Origin of the sequence: Streptomyces sp. NPDC090025 (genome assembly GCF_044748125.1) — a bacterium.
Classification (GTDB): Bacteria; Actinomycetota; Actinomycetes; order Streptomycetales; family Streptomycetaceae; genus Streptomyces.
Genome location: NZ_JBIVFL010000001.1, coordinates 553,067 through 571,618, shown reverse-complemented (window position 1 = coordinate 571,618; position 18,552 = coordinate 553,067). Strand labels below are relative to the sequence as shown.

The window sequence follows — 18,552 nt, the reverse complement described above, 5'->3', positions numbered from 1 at the left end:
GAGCGATCACCGGGCGCGGGGGCCGACACGTACACCTCGAAAGGATCGAAAGACTCGCAAGGCTCGAACGGCTCGAACGGCTCGAACGGCCTAGCCCAGCGCGGACTTCACCACGTCCGCGAGCCGCCCCGCGACCGACTGCGCCTGCTCGATGTCCGCCGCCTCGACCATGACCCGTACCAGCGGCTCGGTGCCCGAGGGGCGAAGCAGCACCCGGCCGGTCGAGCCCAGCTCGCGCTCCGCGGCGGAGACCGCGTTCGCCAGCTCGGCCGAGGTGCCGACCCGGGACTTGTCCACGTCCGGCACGTTGACCAGGACCTGCGGCAGCCGCTCCATCACCCCGGCGAGGTCGGCCAGCGAACGGCCGGTGGCCGCCACCCGGGCCGCCAGCATCAGACCGGTCAGGGTGCCGTCGCCGGTGGTGGCGTGGTCGAGCACGATGACGTGGCCGGACTGCTCGCCGCCCAGCGCGTAGCCGTGCTCCTTCATCGACTCCAGGACGTAGCGGTCGCCGACCGCCGTCTGCACCAGGGTCAGCCCCTCGCGCTCCATCGCCAGCTTGAAGCCCAGGTTCGACATGACCGTGCCGACCACCGTGTCACCGCGCAGCGTGCCCGCCTCGCGCATGGCGAGCGCCAGGATCGCCAGGATCTGGTCGCCGTCGATCTCGTTGCCCTGGTGGTCCACGGCCAGGCAGCGGTCGGCGTCGCCGTCGTGCGCGATGCCGAAGTCGGCGCCGTGCTCGACGACCGCGCCCTTCAGCAGGTCGAGGTGGGTGGAGCCGCAGCCGTCGTTGATGTTGAGGCCGTCCGGCTCGGCGCCGATGGTGACGACCGTCGCACCGGCCCGCGAGAACGCCTCGGGCGAGACCCGGGCGGCGGCGCCGTGCGCCTCGTCGAGGACGATCTTCAGGCCGTCGAGCCGGTTCGGCAGCACCGCGATCAGATGGGCGACGTACTTGTCGAAGCCCTCGTCGTAGTCACGGACCCGGCCGACGCCCGCGCCGGTCGGACGGTCCCAGGGCGCGCCGGTGCGGTGCTCCTCGTAGACGGACTCGATCCGGTCCTCCAGCTCGTCGGCGAGCTTGTGGCCGCCGCGCGCGAAGAACTTGATCCCGTTGTCGGGCATCGCGTTGTGCGAGGCGGACAGCATCACGCCGAGGTCGGCGCCGAGCACGCCGGTCAGGTAGGCGACGGCCGGCGTCGGCAGCACGCCGACCCGCAGCACGTCGACGCCCGCACTCGCCAGGCCCGCGCAGACCGCGGCCTCCAGGAACTCCCCCGAGGCACGCGGGTCGCGCCCCACCACGGCGGTCGGCCGATGGCCCTCAAACGTGCCCGCCTCGGCGAGTACGTGCGCGGCCGCGACCGAGAGGCCGAGCGCGAGCTCCGCCGTCAGATCGGCGTTCGCCTCGCCGCGCACCCCGTCCGTGCCGAAGAGTCGTCCCACAGCTGTCCTCCGAAAATGCTCCGAAATGCGATCCCCTGGCCGGCTGCCGCCCGTTCCCGGCGGCGTGCCACGACGTGCCATGAGGAGACGCCCAGGGTTGTGCCCGAGATGGTGTTGCCCAAGATTATGAAAGCAGGGTGCGAAAAGCCGAACGCCCCGGCAGCACGAGAGTGCCGCCGGGGCGAACGGATTGCAGTCCGAGCAGGCGATTAGCGCTTGCTGTACTGCGGAGCCTTACGGGCCTTCTTGAGACCGGCCTTCTTGCGCTCGACCGCACGGTCGTCGCGGGAGAGGAAGCCGGCCTTCTTCAGCGGACCGCGGTTGTTCTCCACGTCCGCCTCGTTCAGGGCGCGGGCCACGCCGAGGCGCAGGGCGCCGGCCTGACCGGAGACACCGCCACCCGCGATGCGGGCGATGACGTCGTAGCGGTTGTCGAGCTCGAGCACCTTGAAGGGCTCGTTGACTTCCTGCTGGTGGACCTTGTTCGGGAAGTAGTCCTCGAGCGTCCGCCCGTTGATCTTCCACTTGCCGGTGCCCGGGACGATCCGGACGCGGGCGATGGCGTTCTTGCGACGGCCCAGGCCGGCGGCCGGCTGCGGGTCGCCGAAGCGGGACGCGAGGGACTCGGAGGTGTAGTCACCCTCGACGTTCTCGGTCTCGGTGGTGTACTCCTCGACGCCCTCGAACTCGTCGACGGGGGTCTCGGGGGTGGTCTCGGCCACGATGCTCCTCAGATTTCTTTCGTTCTTAGGGGGTGTGGCCGGAACTACTGCGCGACCTGGGTGATCTCGAACGGGACCGGCTGCTGAGCAGCGTGCGGGTGGTTCTCGCCCGCGTAGACCTTCAGCTTCGAGAGCATCTGACGGCCCAGGGTGTTCTTGGGGATCATGCCCTTGATGGCCTTCTCGACGGCCTTCTCGGGGTTCTTGGCCATGAGCTCGTCGTAACGGACGGAGCGCAGACCACCCGGGTAGCCGGAGTGGCGGTAGGCCATCTTCTGGGTCTTCTTGTTGCCGGACAGGTGGACCTTGTCAGCATTGATGATGATGACGAAGTCGCCCATGTCCATGTGGGGGGCGTAGACCGGCTTGTGCTTGCCTCGCAGGAGGTTCGCGGCCGTCGTCGCCAGACGACCCAGGACGATGTCCTGCGCGTCGATGATGTGCCACTGGCGAGAGACATCGCCGGGCTTGGGGCTGTACGTACGCACTTCGTAGCCTTCGCTTCTTCAGTGGATGGAGTCCAGACACACCTGAAGCGATCATGCAGCTGGGGCCTGCACTGCCGGGAACTCCGCCCGTATGCGAGCCACTGGTAACTGCTCCAGGGAACCTGCGCAAAAGCCTCGACCGCGTGAGAGCGGCGGAGCCAATACGCATAACAAAGCAGAAGCGTACCCGGGCTCCCCCGAGCGGGTCAAAACGCGTCGGCGCCGGGGGCCCCAGCGGGCCCCCGCGCCCCACGCCCCGCCCCCACGCCGCCGAAGAGTCCTGGGGCCTGCCCGACCCTGATCCCACCGGACACGCCCTAGCGGGCGCGCTCGACCCGCCGCTCGTCCCACACCGGCTCCGCCGTCTCCCGTACGACACCGTCCGAGCCGAACACCAGATACCGGTCGAAGGAGCGCGCGAACCAGCGGTCGTGGGTGACCGCGAGCACCGTGCCCTCGTACGACTCAAGACCGTCCTGCAGGGCCTCCGCCGACTCCAGGTCCAGGTTGTCCGTCGGCTCGTCGAGCAGCAGCGCCGTCGTCCCCGCCAGCTCCAGGAGCAGGATCTGGAACCGGGCCTGCTGGCCGCCGGACAGCTTCTCGAACGCCTGGTCGCCCTGCTGCTCCAGCTCGTAGCGGCGCAGCACCGACATCGCGCCGCCGCGGTCCTTGGCGTGCTCGGTCCACAGGATGTCCACCAGCGAGCGCCCGAAGAGCTCCGGGTGGGCGTGGGTCTGCGCGAAGTGGCCGGGGACCACCCGGGCGCCCAGCTTCCAGGCGCCGGTGTGGGCCACCGACGCATCGCCCGCGAGCAGCCGCAGGAAGTGCGACTTGCCGGAGCCGTTCGACCCGAGGACGGCGACCCGCTCCCCGTAGAAGATCTCCAGCGAGAACGGCTTCATCAGGCCGGTGAGCTCCAGGTTCTCCACGGTCACCGCCCGCACCCCGGTCCGGCCGCCGCGCAGCCGCATCCGGATGTCCTGCTCGCGCGGCGGCTCCGGCGGCGGGCCCGCCTCCTCGAACTTCCGCAGCCGGGTCTGCGCCGCCGCGTAGCGCGAGGCCAGCTCATGGCTGACCGCGGCCGCCTGCCGCAGCGTGACCACCAGCTTCTTCAGCTGGGCGTGCTTCTCCTCCCAGCGCCGCTTCAGCTCCTCGAAGCGGGCGAACCGCTCGCGCCGGGCGTCGTGGAAGGTGTCGAAGCCGCCGCCGTGCACCCACACGTCCGACCCGGCGGGACCCGGCTCCACCGCGATGATCTTCTGCGCGGCCCGGGACAGCAGCTCCCGGTCGTGGGAGATGAAGAGCACGGTCTTACGGGTCTCCCGCAGCCGCTCCTCCAGCCAGCGCTTGCCCGGCACGTCCAGATAGTTGTCCGGCTCGTCGAGCAGCAGCACCTCGTCGGCGCCGCGCAGCAGGTACTCCAGGACCAGCCGCTTCTGCTCGCCGCCGCTGAGCGTGCTGACCTGACGGAACTGCGCCTTGTCGTACGGCACGCCCATGGCGGCCATCGTGCACATGTCCCACAGGGTCTCGAACTCGTAGCCCTGCACCTCGGCCCAGTCGCTGAGCGCCTGCGCGTACGCCATCTGCGCGGCCTCGTCGTCGACCGTCATGATCCGCTCCTCGGCGGCGTCGACGGCCTTCGCGGCCTCCCGGATCCGCCCGGGCGCGACCGAGACCAGCAGGTCACGGACGGTCGACTCGTCCCGCACGGAGCCCACGAACTGCGGCATCACACCGAGCCCGCCGCTCACGGTGACGGTGCCGCCGTGCGGCTGGAGCTCCCCGGAGATCATCCGGAGCAGAGTGGTCTTGCCCGCGCCGTTCGCGCCGACCAGGGCGACCACGGCCCCTTCGCCCACCCGGAACGAGGCGTCCCCGAGCAGGACCCTCCCGTCCGGAAGGTAGTACTCCAGGTGTGCGGCCTCGACATGTCCCATGGTGGGCATTGTCGCCGCCGCGGCCCCGTGATCCCAACCGGTTTAGCAGCGGGGGCAGGCCCACGGCCTAAGATGCGCGACATGAGCTTTGGGGGACCGCCGCCGGGCGGGGAGCAGCAGGGCCAGGGGCAGCAGGGGTACGGCTACGGATATCCGCCGCCGCAACAGCACCCGCAGCAGCAGCCGCAGCAGCCGTACGGATACGGGTACCCGCAGCAGCAGCCGTCGCCGTACGGGCAGCAGGCGCCGCAGCAGCCCCAGCAGCCGCACAACCCGTTCCCTGGCGCACAGGCCACCGGCACCCCCGACTGGGGCGCCCTCGCCGACGCCTCCGCGCACCGCGGCCGGCGCAAGCGCTGGCTGCTCATCGGCGGCGGCGCGGTCGCGGCGCTCGCCGTCGGCGCGGTGGTGGCCACCGCCATCGTCAGCACCAACAAGAACAACGACCAGGCGAAGAACGGCGACCCCACCCCCACCGGCTCGGTCGCCCCCACCGACACGGCCAGCCCGGCCCCGACCTTCTCCTCGGTCGCCCCGCTGCCCCCGCCGAACCCGATGGACTACATCTCGGACGCCGCCAAGGACAAGGCGCCGCTGAGCGCCGACGGCCTGTTCCCCGGCCGGAAGCTGACCGTGAACAAGCGCCCGTACGACAAGGGCGCCACGTCCACCACCACGAACTGCGCCTCGGTCACCCAGGGCGGCCTCGGCACCGTCCTGAAGAACAACGGCTGCACCCGCGTGATCCGCGCCACCTATGTGCGCGACGGCGTCGCGGTCACCGTCGGCGTCGCCGTCTTCCCGACCGACGAGCAGGCCCTGAAGGCCAAGAAGCAGGCGTCCGGCGGCATCGCCCCGCTCACCGGCGCGGGCGTGAAGGACTTCTGCCACGCCACCGTCTGTCTGCGCCGCACCAACGCGATCGGCCGGTACGTGTACCTCACCCAGGCCGGGTTCCAGAACGGCCGGAAGGTGACCACGGGCGACAAGGGGGTCTTCCAGACCTCCGACGACGTGGGCACCTTCACCTTCAACCAGATCTACGCCCGCGGCCGCACCCAGGCGTCAGCAGCAGCCGGAGCTCCCCGCGCCGGGCAGTGACCGCTTGTTGCGGGCCTCCTTGCTGCGCGCGGCGAGCTGGTCGTCGGCCGGGTAGCCGACCTCTTCCAGGGTGAGGCCGTGCGGCCGTACGACGTGCACGGCCGAGTCCCGCACCCCGGCGGCGAGCACCTTGCCGGGCCAGTCCACCGGCCGGTGCCCGTCGCCGACGAACAGCAGCGCGCCCATCAGCGAGCGCACCATGTTGTGGCAGAAGGCGTCGGCCTTGACCGTGGCCTCCAGGATCCCGTCGGGGCGGCGCTCCCAGCGCAGCTCCTGCAGGGTGCGGATGGTGGTCGCGCCCTCGCGCTTCTTGCAGTACGCGGCGAAGTCGTGCTCGCCGACCAGCCGCTCGGCGGCGGCGTTCATGGCGTCCATGTCGAGCGTCCAGTCGTGCCACAGCACGTGCCCGCGCAGCAGCGGGTCGACGCCGCCGGGGTGGTCGGTGACGCGGTAGGCGTACCGGCGCCAGATCGCCGAGAAGCGGGCGTTGAAGCCCGCGGGGGCCTCCTCGACCCGCCAGATCCGGACGTCGTGCGCGAGCCGCCCGGCGAGCCGCCTGAGCAGCTTCTCGCGGTGCTCCTGCCACAGCCCGACCGGCAGGTCCACGTGCGCGACCTGGCCGCGCGCGTGCACCCCGGCGTCGGTCCGGCCGGCCACGGTCAGCTCGTACGTGTCGGCCGACCTGGTCACGGTCTTCAGGGCGGCCTCGATCTCGCCCTGGACGGTGCGCTGCCCGCGGGCCTGCTTGGCCCAGCCGGAGAAGTCCCTGCCGTCGTACGAAAGGTCCAGCCGTACCCGTACGAAACCGGGCTGCACGTCGTCGCTCACGCGACCCATCCTCTCAAAGCCTGAACATACGGAACGGGCCCGCACCCCGAGGGGTGCGGGCCCGCGCACAAGACCGTTCAGAACGCTCAGGCGTCCTGCTCGTCCTTCTTCGTCTCGACCGCGGCGGCCTCGTCGGCCTCCTTGACGGCGCGCACGGTGGCGGCCTCGGCCTCGGCGACGGTCGCCTTCTTGGCGATCTCGCCCTCGACGAGCTCGATCACGGCCATCGGGGCGTTGTCGCCACGACGGTTGCCGATCTTCGTGATCCGGGTGTAACCACCCGGACGCTCGCTGTAGCGCGGGGCGATCTCGGTGAAGAGGGTGTGGACGATGCCCTTGTCGGTGATCGTCTGCAGCACCAGGCGACGGTTGTGGATGTCGCCCTTCTTCGCCTTGGTGATCAGGCGCTCGGCGACCGGACGCAGACGGCGGGCCTTGGCCTCGGTCGTCGTGATGCGGCCGTGCTCGAACAGCGACTTCGCCAGGTTGGCGAGGAGCAGCTTCTCGTGAGCGGCGGAACCGCCGAGGCGGGCACCCTTCGCGGGACGCGGCATGGTGTTTCTCCTAGGTGTCTGCCCCGGCCGTGTGAGGTACCGGGGTCAGTATCCGAGCAGGCGGTCGCCTGTCGGAGATCCGGGCGGCGCCCCGGTCGGGGGCGCCTCCGGAAAGTGTGCTCAGTACTGCTCGGTCTCGACGAAACCGGCGTCCGCGTCGTCGTCGGCGCCGAAGGCGTCGGCGGCGGCGGTCGGGTCGAATCCGGGCGGGCTGTCCTTGAGGGCCAGGCCCATGCCGGCCAGCTTCGCCTTGACCTCGTCGATCGACTTCGCACCGAAGTTGCGGATGTCGAGCAGGTCGGCCTCCGAGCGGGCGACGAGCTCACCCACGGAGTGGATGCCCTCGCGCTTGAGGCAGTTGTACGACCGAACGGTGAGCTCCAGCTCCTCGATCGGCAGCGCCAGGTCGGCGGCCAGGGCGGCGTCCGTGGGGGACGGGCCCATGTCGATGCCCTCGGCGTCGATGTTGAGCTCGCGGGCCAGACCGAACAGCTCGACCAGGGTCTTGCCGGCCGACGCCATGGCGTCACGCGGACGCATGGCCTGCTTGGTCTCGACGTCGACGATGAGCTTGTCGAAGTCGGTGCGCTGCTCGACTCGGGTCGCCTCGACCTTGTAGGTGACCTTCAGCACGGGGCTGTAGATGGAGTCGACCGGGATACGGCCGATCTCCTGGCCGACCTGCTTGTTCTGCACGGCGGAGACGTAGCCGCGACCGCGCTCGACGGTCAGCTCCATCTCCAGCTTGCCCTTGCCGTTGAGCGTGGCGAGGACCAGGTCGGGGTTGTGCACCTCGACACCGGCCGGGGGCGCGATGTCGGCGGCGGTGACGACACCCGGACCCTGCTTGCGCAGGTACATCACGACCGGCTCGTCGTGCTCCGAGGAGACGACCAGCTGCTTGATGTTGAGGATGAGGTCGGTCACGTCCTCCTTGACGCCCGGCACGGTGGTGAACTCGTGCAGGACACCGTCGATCCGGATGCTGGTGACAGCGGCGCCCGGGATCGAGGACAGGAGGGTACGGCGGAGGGAGTTGCCGAGGGTGTAGCCGAAGCCCGGCTCCAGCGGCTCGATGACGAACCGGGAGCGGAACTCGTCGACGACCTCTTCGGTCAGCGAGGGACGCTGAGCGATAAGCATGTCTGCGTTTCCTTCATTCGTGGACGCCCACTATTTGACGCCCGACGGGTGTGGCCCGAGGGCCACGGACTACAAGGGTACGGGCGGCACGTCCCCCACGAAGGGATCCGTACCGCCCGGACACTCAAAGACGCACAAGCGCGTCCGCTACGCGACCCGAAGGGTCAGACGCGGCGGCGCTTCGGCGGACGGCAGCCGTTGTGCGGGGTGGGGGTGACGTCCTGGATCGAGCCGACCTCGAGGCCGGTGGCCTGGAGGGAGCGGATCGCGGTCTCACGGCCGGAGCCGGGACCCTTGACGAAGACGTCGACCTTGCGCATGCCGTGCTCCTGCGCGCGGCGGGCGGCCGACTCGGCGGCCATCTGCGCGGCGAAGGGGGTGGACTTGCGCGAGCCCTTGAAGCCGACGTGGCCGGCGGAGGCCCAGGAGATCACGTTGCCGGACGGGTCCGTGATCGAGACGATCGTGTTGTTGAACGTGCTCTTGATGTGCGCGTGGCCGTGAGCGACGTTCTTCTTTTCCTTGCGGCGCACCTTCTTGGCAGCGCCCTGACGACCCTTGGGGGGCATCTCTTACTCCTACGGGAGGTGGTCGGTCCTACAGCGAAGACCGCTTGGTCAAGCGTCCGCTGAGGACTACTTCTTGCCCGGCTTCTTCTTGCCGGCGATGGCGCGACGCGGGCCCTTGCGGGTACGAGCGTTCGTGCTGGTGCGCTGGCCGCGGACGGGCAGGCCACGACGGTGGCGGAGGCCCTGGTAGCAGCCGATCTCGACCTTGCGGCGGATGTCGGCGGCGATCTCGCGACGGAGGTCACCCTCGGTCTGGAGGTTGGCGTCCACGTACTCACGGATCTTGACGAGGTCTTCCTCGGCAAGGTCACGGACACGGGTGGACGGGTTCACGCCGGTCGCGGCGAGAATCTCCTCGGACCGGGTACGCCCGATACCGAAGACGTAGGTGAGTGCGACCACCACACGCTTTTCACGCGGGATGTCAACACCGGAAACGCGTGCCATTCAATGGCTCCTGTGTGTTCGGGGGTCTGCCGCAGAACCGGCCCCGACCGCCGTACGAGGTACGAATCGGGTCTCCGGCCCCCACCGGAGGTGTCGCCGGCCCGGGAACCGGGCTGGGCGGGTTCTGCGTATGTACGTATTGCTATGCGTCGCGCGAAGAACTGCGAAATGCAGGTCGGTCGGCGTGCGTCAGCCCTGGCGCTGCTTGTGGCGCAGGTTGTCGCAGATGACCATGACCCGACCGTGACGGCGGATCACCTTGCACTTGTCGCAGATCTTCTTGACGCTCGGCTTGACCTTCATGGGATGTGAGGTTCTCCGGGTCAGTGCCACCCCCCGCGCGAAGGCGGGACGGCGAGCAAGATCTACTTGTAGCGGTAGACGATCCGGCCACGCGTCAGGTCGTACGGAGACAGCTCCACGACGACCCGGTCGTCCGGAAGGATTCGGATGTAGTGCATCCGCATCTTGCCGGAGATGTGCGCGAGGACCTTGTGACCGTTCTGGAGCTCCACCTTGAACATGGCGTTCGGCAGGGACTCGATCACGGTGCCCTCGATTTCGATGGCACCTTGCTTCTTGGCCACGCTTCGCCCTTCGAATCGGCTACCTTGATCGACTCTCGATCCGGGTGAGGACACACGGGTACACGAGAGCCGACGCATCAGTCTACGTCAGGGCCCACGAAAAGACGAATCCGTGGAGTTTGCCCACCGTAGAAGATCAACAACCCCGCATTTCGCAACGCGCCGGGCCGGGGCCGGGCCCGGCGCCCCGCACCAGGGCTACTACGCCAGCGGGTCCGGCGCCGCCGTCACGCCCAGCTCCGCCAGCTTCGCCTTGCCGCCGTCGACCGCCGTCAGGACCAGCGGGCCCTCCTCGGTCAGGGCGACGCTGTGCTCCCAGTGCGAGGACCAGGTGCCGTCCGTGGTGATGACCGTCCAGTCGTCGGCCAGGACCTCGGTCTGCGGGGTGCCGAGCGAGACCATCGGCTCGATCGCCAGGCAGAAGCCGGGGACCAGCTTCGGGCCCTTGCCGCGCTTGCGGGAGACGTAGTTCAGCAGGTGCGGGTCCATGTGCATCTCGGTGCCGATGCCGTGGCCGCCGTAGTCCTCGATGATCCCGTAGCGGCCCAGGCTGTGGTCGCCCACGGCCGGCCGCGGCTGCCGCTTGATGTACGTCTCGATCGCCTTCGAGATGTCGACGAGCCGCGCGCCCACCCGCATCGCCGCGATCCCGGCCCACATCGACTCCTCGGTCACCCGGGAGAGCTCGACCAGCTCCGGCGCGTGACCGGTGCCCACGAACGCGGTGTACGCGGCGTCGCCGTGCCAGCCGTCCACGATCGCGCCCGCGTCGATCGAGATGATGTCGCCGTCCTTGAGGACGGTCTTCTCGTCCGGGATGCCGTGCACGACGACCTCGTTCACCGAGGTGCAGATCGTCGCGGGGAAACCCCCGTACCCGAGGAAGTTCGACTTCGCGCCGTGGTCGGCGATCACCTTGCGGGCGACCTCGTCCAGGTCCCGCGTCGTCGCGCCCGGCACCGCCGCCTCCCGGGTGGCCGCGTGGATGGCGGCGACGACCAGCCCCGCCTCACGCATCTTCGCGATCTGCTCCGGGGTCTTGATCTGCACCATCTGGCCGCGGCCTTTCCTTCGGGGACTCTTCGGGGATTCTTCGGAGGTTCTTCGGAGGTTCTTCGGGGATTCCGCTGAAGCTCGGAAACAACGATACGGCCGCGGCGCCCACCAGGGGCACCGCGGCCGTACCGCAGCGATCTTGGGTTACTTCTCGTCCTGCTTGTTCAGCGCGGCCATCGACCGCGCCGTCACCTCGTCCACCTTGCCGAGCGCCGAGATCGTCTTCACCAGGTTCTGCGCCCGGAAGTAGTCGATGATCGGCTCGGTCTGCGTGTGGTAGACCTCCAGGCGCCGACGGACGGTCTCCTCGGAGTCGTCGTCGCGCTGGAACAGCTCGCCGCCACAGACGTCGCAGACACCCTCGGTCTCCGGGGCGTTGTACGTCACGTGGAAGACGTGCGAGGAGTCGTTACGGCAGATGCGGCGACCCGCGATCCGCTTCACGACCTCGTCCTCGGGGACCTCGAGGTCCAGCACCGCGTCCAGCTGCATGTCCTCGGCCTTGAGGACCACATCCAGCGCCTCGGCCTGGGCCACGTTCCGCGGGAACCCGTCGAGCAGGAAGCCGTTCACGGCGTCCGCCTGCTCCATCCGGTCCTTGGCCATCCCGATGGTCACCTCGTCCGGGACGAGGTCACCGGCGTCCATGTACGCCTTCGCCTTGAGCCCCAGCTCCGTGCCCTGCGAGATGTTGGCACGGAACAGGTCACCCGTGGAGATGTGCGGGATGTCCAGGTTCTTGGCAAGGAACGCGGCCTGCGTACCCTTACCGGCCCCGGGCGGTCCGACGAGGACGATTCGCATCAGCGGAGGAACCCTTCGTAATTGCGCTGCTGGAGCTGGCTCTCGATCTGCTTCACGGTCTCGAGACCGACACCCACGATGATCAGGATGCTGGTGCCGCCGAACGGGAAGTTGGCATTCGCACCGCCGAAGCCTGCCAACGCCAGTGTCGGCACAAGAGCGATCAGACCCAGGTACAGCGAGCCCGGCCAAGTGATCCTGTTGAGCACGTAGCTCAGATACTCGGCAGTAGGACGACCAGCCCGGATACCCGGGATGAAGCCACCATACTTCTTCATGTTGTCCGCGACTTCCTCGGGGTTGAACGAGATCGCCACGTAGAAGAAGGCGAAGAACACGATCAGGAGGAAGTAGGCGGCGATGTAGTACGGGTGGTCACCCTTGACGAAGTGGGCTTCGATCCAGGTCTTCCAGCCGGCGGTGGAGTTCGAGAACTGCGCCACGAGCGCCGGGATGTAGAGCAGCGACGAGGCGAAGATGACAGGAATCACACCTGCCTGGTTCACCTTGAGCGGGATGTACGTGGACGTTCCGCCGTACGAACGGCGGCCGATCATGCGCTTCGCGTACTGGACCGGGATCCGGCGCTGGGCCTGCTCGACGAAGACGACGAGGGCCACCATCACGAAGCCGATGACGATCACGGTGCCGAACTCGATCCAGCCCTTGGCGAGCTTGCCGCTCTCCTTGATGGCCCAGAGGGCACCCGGGAAGCCGGCGGCGATCGAGATGAACATCAGGATGGACATGCCGTTGCCGATGCCGCGGTCGGTGATGAGCTCACCGAGCCACATCACGACACAGGTACCGGCGGTCATCGTGATGACCATGGTGGCGGTGGTGAAGATCGACTGGTCCGGGACCACCTGGCCGGCGACCGAGCAGCCGCTGAACAGGGCGCCGGTACGAGCGGTGGCGACGAGGCCGGTGCCCTGGAGGATCGCGAGCGCGACCGTCAGATAACGCGTGTACTGCGTGATCTTGGCGGTGCCGGACTGACCCTCCTTCTTGAGGGCTTCCAGACGGGGGATCACGACGGTCAGCAGCTGCAGGATGATGCTCGCCGTGATGTACGGCATGATGCCGAGCGCGAAGATGGTGATCTGCAGCAGCGCCCCGCCACTGAACATGTTGACCAGGCCGAACAGGCTGTTGTTGCCCTGCTTCGCCTGGTCGACACACTGCTGGACGGCCTCGTAGCTGACGCCGGGCACGGGGATGTGCGCCCCGAGCCGGTACAGCACGATGATCCCGAGCGTGAAGAGCAGCTTCTTGCGCAGGTCGGGCGTCTTGAACGCCCGGGCGAACGCGGTGAGCACGGTGCCTCCTGCGACCCCCGCGCACGTGCGTCAGAGGTGACGGTCTTGAGGTTCGACTGGATAGTGATCGGTCCAAAGAGCCCACGGGCATACCGCTCGCACTCTAGACAGTGGACGCCACCTTACCGGCGACTATGGCCCCCTAGGAACGACCAACCGGGGATGCCCCTTTTGGGAGGCATCCCCGGTCGGATGTTCAGGCCATCGAGTCGTCTCAGACGAGCTCGGTGACGGTACCGCCGGCGGCGGTGATCTTCTCCTTGGCGGAGCCGGAGACGGCGTCGACCGTCACCTGCAGCGCCACGGAGATCTCGCCCTGGCCCAGGACCTTGACGAGCTGGTTCTTACGAACCGCACCCTTGGCGACCAGATCGGCCACCGTGACCTCGCCACCCTGCGGGTAGAGCGCGGCCAGCTTGTCCAGGTTCACGACCTGGAACTCGGTGCGGAACGGGTTCTTGAAGCCCTTGAGCTTCGGGAGACGCATGTGGAGGGGCATCTGCCCACCCTCGAAGCGCTCCGGAACCTGGTAGCGGGCCTTGGTGCCCTTGGTACCACGACCGGCCGTCTTACCCTTGGACGCCTCACCACGACCCACACGGGTCTTCGCGGTCTTGGCGCCCGGGGCGGGACGGAGGTTGTGGATCTTGAGCGGGTTGTTCTCCGCCATGATCAGTCGACCTCCTCAACCGTCACGAGGTGGCGGACGGTGTGCACCATGCCGCGGAACTCGGGGCGGTCCTCCTTGACGACCACGTCGTTCAGGCGCTTGAGCCCGAGCGAACGAAGGGTGTCGCGGTGGTTCTGCTTGCTGCCGATGTACGACTTCGTCTGCGTGATCTTGAGGCGAGCCATTACGCACCCGCCCCGGCACGCGCACGGAGCAGAGCCGCGGGAGCGACGTCCTCGAGGGGCAGACCACGGCGAGCCGCGATCTCCTCGGGACGCTGCAGGCCCTTGAGGGCCGCCACGGTCGCGTGCACGATGTTGATCGCGTTGTCGGAGCCGAGCGACTTCGACAGGATGTCGTGCACGCCCGCGCACTCGAGCACGGCGCGCACCGGGCCACCGGCGATCACACCGGTACCGGGGGAAGCAGGCTTGAGCAGGACGACGCCCGCAGCCTTCTCGCCCTGGATCGGGTGCGGGATGGTGCCCTGGATACGGGGGACCTTGAAGAAGTGCTTCTTGGCCTCCTCAACACCCTTGGCGATGGCGGCCGGCACCTCCTTGGCCTTGCCGTAACCGACACCGACGGTACCGTCACCATCGCCCACCACGACCAGCGCGGTGAAGCTGAAGCGACGACCACCCTTCACAACCTTGGCGACACGGTTGATCGCGACAACGCGCTCAACGTAAGCGGTCTTCTCGGCGGCAGCTGCGCCGCCGTCACGGCCCTTCCGGTCCCGCCGCTCGCCGCCACCGGCACCGCTGCCGCGGCGCTGGGGTCCAGCCATTGGATTACCTCTCTCTGTTACGTCCGTTAGTCCCGGAACCGGGGCTTAGAACTTCAGCCCGGCTTCGCGGGCGGCGTCAGCCAGAGCGGCAATGCGCCCGGCGTACCTGTTGCCACCACGGTCGAACACGACGGCCTCGACACCGGCGGCCTTGGCGCGCTCGGCGACCAGGGCGCCGACCTGCTGGGCCTGCGAGGACTTGGAGCCCTCGCCACCGCGGATCGACGCGTCCAGGTGGGACGCCGACGCGACAGTGTGACCCTTGAGGTCGTCGATGACCTGCGCGGTGATGCCGCGGTTCGAGCGCGTCACGACGAGGCGCGGACGCTCCGACGTACCCGACACGTTCTTGCGGATGCGCAGGTGACGACGCGCCTTGGCAGCGCGCTTGTAAGCGTCGCCCTTGGCGATCTTGACACCGTATGCCATGGCTTACTTACCAGCCTTTCCGACCTTGCGGCGGATGACCTCGCCCGCGTACTTGACACCCTTGGCCTTGTACGGGTCGGGCTTCCGCAGCTTGCGGATGTTGGCGGCGACCTCGCCGACCTTCTGCTTGTCGATGCCCTCGACCGAGAACTTGGTCGGCGACTCGACCTTGAAGGAGATGCCCTCGGGCGCCTCCACCAGGATCGGGTGGCTGTAGCCGAGCTGGAACTCCAGGTTGGAGCCCTTCGCGGCCACGCGGTAACCGACACCGCTGATCTCGAGCGCCTTCGTGTACCCCTGGGTCACACCGGTGATCATGTTGGCCACCAGCGTGCGGGACAGGCCGTGGAGGGCCTTGTTCTGACGCTCGTCGTTCGGGCGGGTGACGTTGAGAACGCCGTCCTCACCCTTCACGATCTCGATGGGAGCGGCGACGATGTGGGTCAGGGTGCCCTTGGAACCCTTCACCGTGACCGTGCGGCCCTCGATGGTGACGTCCACGCCGGCGGGAACCGGGATGGGGAGCTTGCCAATGCGAGACATAGCTTTTCCTCCGTTCCCGACTACCAGACGTAGGCGAGGACTTCCCCACCCACGCCCTTCTTCTGCGCCTGCTGGCCGGTCAGGAGACCGTAGGACGTGGAGATGATCGCCACGCCCAGGCCGCCGAGGACCTTCGGCAGGTTGGTGGACTTCGCGTAAACCCGGAGGCCCGGCTTCGAGATCCGCTTGATGCCCGCGATGGAGCGCTCACGGTTCGGACCGAACTTGAGGTCGAGAACGAGGCTCTTGCCGACCTCGGCGTCCTCGACCTTCCAGCCGGTGATGAAGCCCTCCTGCTGGAGGATTTCCGCGATGTGCGACTTGATCTTGCTGTGCGGCATCGTCACGGTGTCGTGGTACGCCGAGTTCGCGTTACGCAGACGCGTGAGCATGTCTGCGATCGGATCAGTCATGGTCATGAATTGGCCTTCGGCCTCTCTCGCCGGGGTTTCCTGGTGCACCATCCCTCTCCCCGATCCGAGACGGGGCGGGTGCGGTGCGGTGGACCTACGGCGTAGTAAGTCGTACGGGCGGCGGACGCCCAACCCCACCAGCCTAAGCCATGCGGGGGTGGGCAGCCGCCAACCCATTGCTTACCGAGAGACTCCTGTGGTTCGCCAACGCCCTAGGGGCGTCGGGGAATTACCAGGAGCTCTTGGTCACGCCCGGCAGCTCGCCACGGTGAGCCATCTCACGAAGGCACACGCGGCAGAGGCCGAACTTGCGGTACACGGAGTGAGGGCGGCCGCAGCGCTGGCAGCGGGTGTACGCACGCACACCGAACTTGGGCTTGCGGGCAGCCTTCGCGATAAGGGCCTTCTTCGCCATCTCGCTTACGCCTCCTTGAACGGGAAGCCGAGGTGACGCAGAAGGGCACGGCCCTCGTCGTCGTTGGTCGCCGTGGTGACCACGGTGATGTCCATACCCCGGACGCGGTCGATCTTGTCCTGGTCGATCTCGTGGAACATGACCTGCTCCGTGAGACCGAAGGTGTAGTTGCCACGGCCGTCGAACTGCTTCGGGGACAGGCCGCGGAAGTCGCGGATGCGCGGCAGCGCGAGCGACAGGGTGCGGTCCAGGAACTCCCACATGCGGTCGCCACGGAGGGTGACGTGAGCACCGATCGGCTGACCCTCACGCAGCTTGAACTGCGCGATGGACTTGCGGGCCTTGGTGACGGCCGGCTTCTGACCGGTGATCGTGGTGAGGTCGCGGATGGCGCCCTCGATCAGCTTCGAGTCACGGGCGGCGTCGCCGACACCCATGTTGACCACGATCTTCACGAGACCGGGGATCTGCATGACGTTCTCGTAAGTGAACTCTTCACGCAGCTTGCCCGCGATCTCCTCGCGGTACTTCGTCTTCAGACGCGGAGTGGTAGCCATCAGATGTCCTCACCCGTGCGCTTGGCAACGCGAATCTTGTTGCCGTTGTCGTCGAAGCGGTAACCGACGCGGGTGACGACCTTCTTGCCGTCCTTCTCCACGACGAGCTGAACGTTGCTCACGTGGACCGGGGCCTCGGTGGTCACGATGCCGCCGGCCTGGTTCGGGCCGGCCTTCGTGTGCTTCTTGACCCGGTTGACACCCTCGACCAGGACGCGGTTCTCGCTGGGCATGGCCACGATGACCTTGCCCTGCTTGCCCTTGTCCTTACCGGTGATGACCTGGACCAGGTCGCCCTTCTTGATCTTCATGCTTACAGCACCTCCGGCGCGAGCGAGATGATCTTCATGAACTTCTTCTCGCGCAGCTCACGGCCCACCGGGCCGAAGATACGGGTGCCGCGAGGGTCGCCGTCGTTCTTCAGAATGACGGCGGCGTTCTCGTCAAAGCGGATGTACGAGCCGTCCTGGCGGCGGCGCTCCTTGACGGTGCGAACGATGACCGCCTTGACGACGTCACCCTTCTTCACGTTGCCACCGGGGATCGCGTCCTTGACGGTGGCGACGATGACGTCACCGATGCCCGCGTAGCGGCGACCCGAGCCACCGAGAACACGGATGCAAAGGATCTCCTTGGCACCAGTGTTGTCGGCGACCCGAAGTCGCGACTCCTGCTGGATCACGTCTATCTCCTGATTTGTCTGCCGGTTCCCGGCCGGGGCGCCGAAGCGCCCCGACCGAGCCTGGCGGAACGAATCCGAGGGGCCCCCAATACGAGGTATTGGGGCCTCAGATAATTACTTGGCCTTCTCGAGGATCTCGATGACGCGCCAGTGCTTCGACGCCGAGAGCTTCCGGGTCTCCATGAGGAGGACACGGTCGCCGACGCCGGCCTGGTTCTGCTCGTCGTGAGCCTTGAGCTTGTTCGTACGACGGATGACCTTGCCGTACAGCGCGTGCTTGACGCGGTCCTCGACGGCGACGACGACGGTCTTGTCCATCTTGTCGCTGACGACGAGGCCCTCGCGGACCTTGCGAGCGTTGCGCTCGGTCTTCTGCTCAGTCACGTTGTTCTCGCTCATCAGGCGTTCTCCACCGTCTCAATGCCGAGCTCACGCTCACGCATGAGGGTGTAGATCCGGGCGATGTCCTTACGGACCGCCTTGAGACGGCCGTGGTTCTCGAGCTGGCCCGTCGCCGCCTGGAAGCGGAGGTTGAACAGCTCTTCCTTGGCCTCGCGGAGCTTGCCAACAAGCTCCTCGTTGCCCAGCTCGCGCAGCTCGGACGCCTTGGTACCGGCCGACATCACAGCTCACCTGCCTCGCGCTTAACGATCTTGCACTTCATCGGCAGCTTGTGAGCCGCACGAGTCAGAGCCTCACGCGCGATCTTCTCGTTCGGGTAGGACAGCTCGAACATCACCCGACCGGGCTTGACGTTCGCGATCCACCACTCCGGCGAACCCTTACCGGAACCCATGCGGGTCTCGGCGGGCTTCTTCGTCAGCGGGCGGTCCGGGTAAATGTTGATCCAGACCTTGCCGCCACGCTTGATGTGGCGGGTCATCGCGATACGCGCGGCCTCGATCTGGCGGTTGGTCACGTAGGCCGGGGTGAGGGCCTGAATGCCGTACTCGCCGAACGCAACCTGCGTGCCACCCTTGGACATACCGCTGCGCTTCGGGTGGTGCTGCTTGCGGTGCTTGACCCTACGGGGGATCAGCATTTCG

28 protein-coding genes are annotated in these 18,552 nt (G+C 67.8%); 1 reads left to right on the top strand and 27 read right to left on the bottom strand.

Annotated elements, in window-relative coordinates; translation table 11 throughout:
- Positions 1-90: 90 nt before the first annotated feature.
- The 4 genes from glmM to ACIPXM_RS02825 all read right to left on the bottom strand — a co-directional run bounded on the left by glmM (position 91) and on the right by ACIPXM_RS02825 (position 4,599).
- The gene (gene glmM, locus ACIPXM_RS02840; RefSeq protein ID WP_401651180.1) at positions 91-1,449 is read right to left on the bottom strand and encodes a phosphoglucosamine mutase; all 1,359 of its coding nucleotides are present in this window, start codon (positions 1,447-1,449) and stop codon (positions 91-93) included.
- A gap of 209 nt (positions 1,450-1,658) precedes the next feature.
- A complete protein-coding gene (gene rpsI, locus ACIPXM_RS02835) occupies positions 1,659-2,171 on the bottom strand; it encodes a 30S ribosomal protein S9 (RefSeq protein WP_401651178.1) in 513 nt (170 codons plus the stop codon).
- A gap of 44 nt (positions 2,172-2,215) precedes the next feature.
- A complete protein-coding gene (gene rplM, locus ACIPXM_RS02830; protein WP_401651176.1) occupies positions 2,216-2,659 on the bottom strand; it encodes a 50S ribosomal protein L13 in 444 nt (147 codons plus the stop codon).
- Positions 2,660-2,976: 317 nt separating this feature from the next.
- Entirely contained in the window at positions 2,977-4,599 is a 1,623-nt protein-coding gene (locus ACIPXM_RS02825; RefSeq protein WP_401651174.1) for an ABC-F family ATP-binding cassette domain-containing protein, read from the bottom strand.
- An 81-nt stretch (positions 4,600-4,680) separates the two neighbouring features.
- On the opposite strand from ACIPXM_RS02825, the gene ACIPXM_RS02820 reads away from it, so the two are divergent.
- Complete coding sequence (locus tag ACIPXM_RS02820) at positions 4,681-5,700, top strand: hypothetical protein (protein ID WP_401651173.1); 1,020 nt, start codon at positions 4,681-4,683, stop codon at positions 5,698-5,700.
- On the opposite strand, the gene truA is transcribed toward ACIPXM_RS02820, so the two are convergent.
- The 23 genes from truA to rplP form a co-directional block, all read right to left on the bottom strand.
- Complete coding sequence (truA, locus tag ACIPXM_RS02815) at positions 5,665-6,528, bottom strand: tRNA pseudouridine(38-40) synthase TruA (protein ID WP_401651170.1); 864 nt, start codon at positions 6,526-6,528, stop codon at positions 5,665-5,667. The two genes, ACIPXM_RS02820 and truA, sit on opposite strands and share 36 nt — an antisense overlap.
- An 86-nt stretch (positions 6,529-6,614) precedes the next feature.
- Positions 6,615-7,082, bottom strand: coding sequence for a 50S ribosomal protein L17 (rplQ, locus tag ACIPXM_RS02810; RefSeq protein ID WP_401651169.1), 468 nt, complete (start codon positions 7,080-7,082; stop codon positions 6,615-6,617).
- 120 nt (positions 7,083-7,202) lie between these two features.
- Positions 7,203-8,225: a DNA-directed RNA polymerase subunit alpha gene (locus ACIPXM_RS02805; protein ID WP_265864056.1), complete on the bottom strand. Its 1,023-nt coding sequence runs from the start codon at positions 8,223-8,225 to the stop codon at positions 7,203-7,205.
- A 164-nt stretch (positions 8,226-8,389) separates the two neighbouring features.
- Entirely contained in the window at positions 8,390-8,794 is a 405-nt protein-coding gene (gene rpsK / locus ACIPXM_RS02800) for a 30S ribosomal protein S11 (protein WP_003956432.1), read from the bottom strand.
- Between the two features lie 66 nt (positions 8,795-8,860).
- A complete protein-coding gene (rpsM, locus tag ACIPXM_RS02795; protein WP_015035595.1) occupies positions 8,861-9,241 on the bottom strand; it encodes a 30S ribosomal protein S13 in 381 nt (126 codons plus the stop codon).
- 189 nt (positions 9,242-9,430) lie between these two features.
- Positions 9,431-9,544, bottom strand: coding sequence for a 50S ribosomal protein L36 (rpmJ, locus tag ACIPXM_RS02790; protein ID WP_003956441.1), 114 nt, complete (start codon positions 9,542-9,544; stop codon positions 9,431-9,433).
- A gap of 62 nt (positions 9,545-9,606) precedes the next feature.
- Entirely contained in the window at positions 9,607-9,828 is a 222-nt protein-coding gene (infA, locus tag ACIPXM_RS02785; RefSeq protein WP_003956442.1) for a translation initiation factor IF-1, read from the bottom strand.
- Positions 9,829-10,029: 201 nt separating this feature from the next.
- Positions 10,030-10,881, bottom strand: a complete 852-nt coding sequence (map, locus tag ACIPXM_RS02780) for a type I methionyl aminopeptidase (RefSeq protein ID WP_401651166.1) — start codon at positions 10,879-10,881, stop codon at positions 10,030-10,032.
- 147 nt (positions 10,882-11,028) lie between these two features.
- Positions 11,029-11,688: an adenylate kinase gene (locus ACIPXM_RS02775; protein ID WP_401651162.1), complete on the bottom strand. Its 660-nt coding sequence runs from the start codon at positions 11,686-11,688 to the stop codon at positions 11,029-11,031.
- Positions 11,688-13,007, bottom strand: a complete 1,320-nt coding sequence (gene secY / locus ACIPXM_RS02770) for a preprotein translocase subunit SecY (RefSeq protein WP_401651160.1) — start codon at positions 13,005-13,007, stop codon at positions 11,688-11,690. The genes ACIPXM_RS02775 and secY overlap by 1 nt, the downstream gene beginning before the upstream one ends.
- A gap of 214 nt (positions 13,008-13,221) precedes the next feature.
- Positions 13,222-13,677, bottom strand: coding sequence for a 50S ribosomal protein L15 (gene rplO / locus ACIPXM_RS02765; protein ID WP_401651158.1), 456 nt, complete (start codon positions 13,675-13,677; stop codon positions 13,222-13,224).
- A gap of 2 nt (positions 13,678-13,679) precedes the next feature.
- Positions 13,680-13,862: a 50S ribosomal protein L30 gene (rpmD, locus tag ACIPXM_RS02760; RefSeq protein WP_005313525.1), complete on the bottom strand. Its 183-nt coding sequence runs from the start codon at positions 13,860-13,862 to the stop codon at positions 13,680-13,682.
- Complete coding sequence (gene rpsE / locus ACIPXM_RS02755; protein ID WP_005313527.1) at positions 13,862-14,467, bottom strand: 30S ribosomal protein S5; 606 nt, start codon at positions 14,465-14,467, stop codon at positions 13,862-13,864. Before rpsE ends, rpmD begins: the two co-directional genes overlap by 1 nt.
- Positions 14,468-14,512: 45 nt before the next feature.
- Positions 14,513-14,896 carry a 50S ribosomal protein L18 gene (gene rplR / locus ACIPXM_RS02750; protein ID WP_401651155.1) on the bottom strand — a complete coding sequence of 128 codons (384 nt, stop codon included), beginning with the start codon at positions 14,894-14,896 and terminating at the stop codon, positions 14,513-14,515.
- Between the two features lie 3 nt (positions 14,897-14,899).
- Positions 14,900-15,439, bottom strand: a complete 540-nt coding sequence (rplF, locus tag ACIPXM_RS02745) for a 50S ribosomal protein L6 (RefSeq protein WP_401651153.1) — start codon at positions 15,437-15,439, stop codon at positions 14,900-14,902.
- A 20-nt stretch (positions 15,440-15,459) separates the two neighbouring features.
- On the bottom strand, positions 15,460-15,858 hold the full coding sequence (gene rpsH, locus ACIPXM_RS02740; RefSeq protein WP_401651151.1) for a 30S ribosomal protein S8: 399 nt from the start codon (positions 15,856-15,858) through the stop codon (positions 15,460-15,462).
- 223 nt (positions 15,859-16,081) lie between these two features.
- A complete protein-coding gene (locus tag ACIPXM_RS02735) occupies positions 16,082-16,267 on the bottom strand; it encodes a type Z 30S ribosomal protein S14 (protein ID WP_003956452.1) in 186 nt (61 codons plus the stop codon).
- Positions 16,268-16,272: 5 nt separating this feature from the next.
- A complete protein-coding gene (gene rplE / locus ACIPXM_RS02730) occupies positions 16,273-16,824 on the bottom strand; it encodes a 50S ribosomal protein L5 (RefSeq protein ID WP_401651149.1) in 552 nt (183 codons plus the stop codon).
- Entirely contained in the window at positions 16,824-17,135 is a 312-nt protein-coding gene (gene rplX / locus ACIPXM_RS02725; RefSeq protein WP_401651148.1) for a 50S ribosomal protein L24, read from the bottom strand. The genes rplE and rplX overlap by 1 nt, the downstream gene beginning before the upstream one ends.
- A 2-nt stretch (positions 17,136-17,137) precedes the next feature.
- Positions 17,138-17,506 (bottom strand): 50S ribosomal protein L14, encoded by a 369-nt coding sequence (rplN, locus tag ACIPXM_RS02720; protein WP_003956455.1) that lies wholly within the window; start codon positions 17,504-17,506, stop codon positions 17,138-17,140.
- A 114-nt stretch (positions 17,507-17,620) separates the two neighbouring features.
- Positions 17,621-17,905, bottom strand: coding sequence for a 30S ribosomal protein S17 (rpsQ, locus tag ACIPXM_RS02715; protein WP_401651146.1), 285 nt, complete (start codon positions 17,903-17,905; stop codon positions 17,621-17,623).
- On the bottom strand, positions 17,905-18,129 hold the full coding sequence (gene rpmC, locus ACIPXM_RS02710) for a 50S ribosomal protein L29 (protein WP_401651144.1): 225 nt from the start codon (positions 18,127-18,129) through the stop codon (positions 17,905-17,907). Before rpmC ends, rpsQ begins: the two co-directional genes overlap by 1 nt.
- Positions 18,129-18,548: a 50S ribosomal protein L16 gene (gene rplP, locus ACIPXM_RS02705; RefSeq protein WP_015035580.1), complete on the bottom strand. Its 420-nt coding sequence runs from the start codon at positions 18,546-18,548 to the stop codon at positions 18,129-18,131. The genes rpmC and rplP overlap by 1 nt, the downstream gene beginning before the upstream one ends.
- Positions 18,549-18,552: the final 4 nt, after the last annotated feature.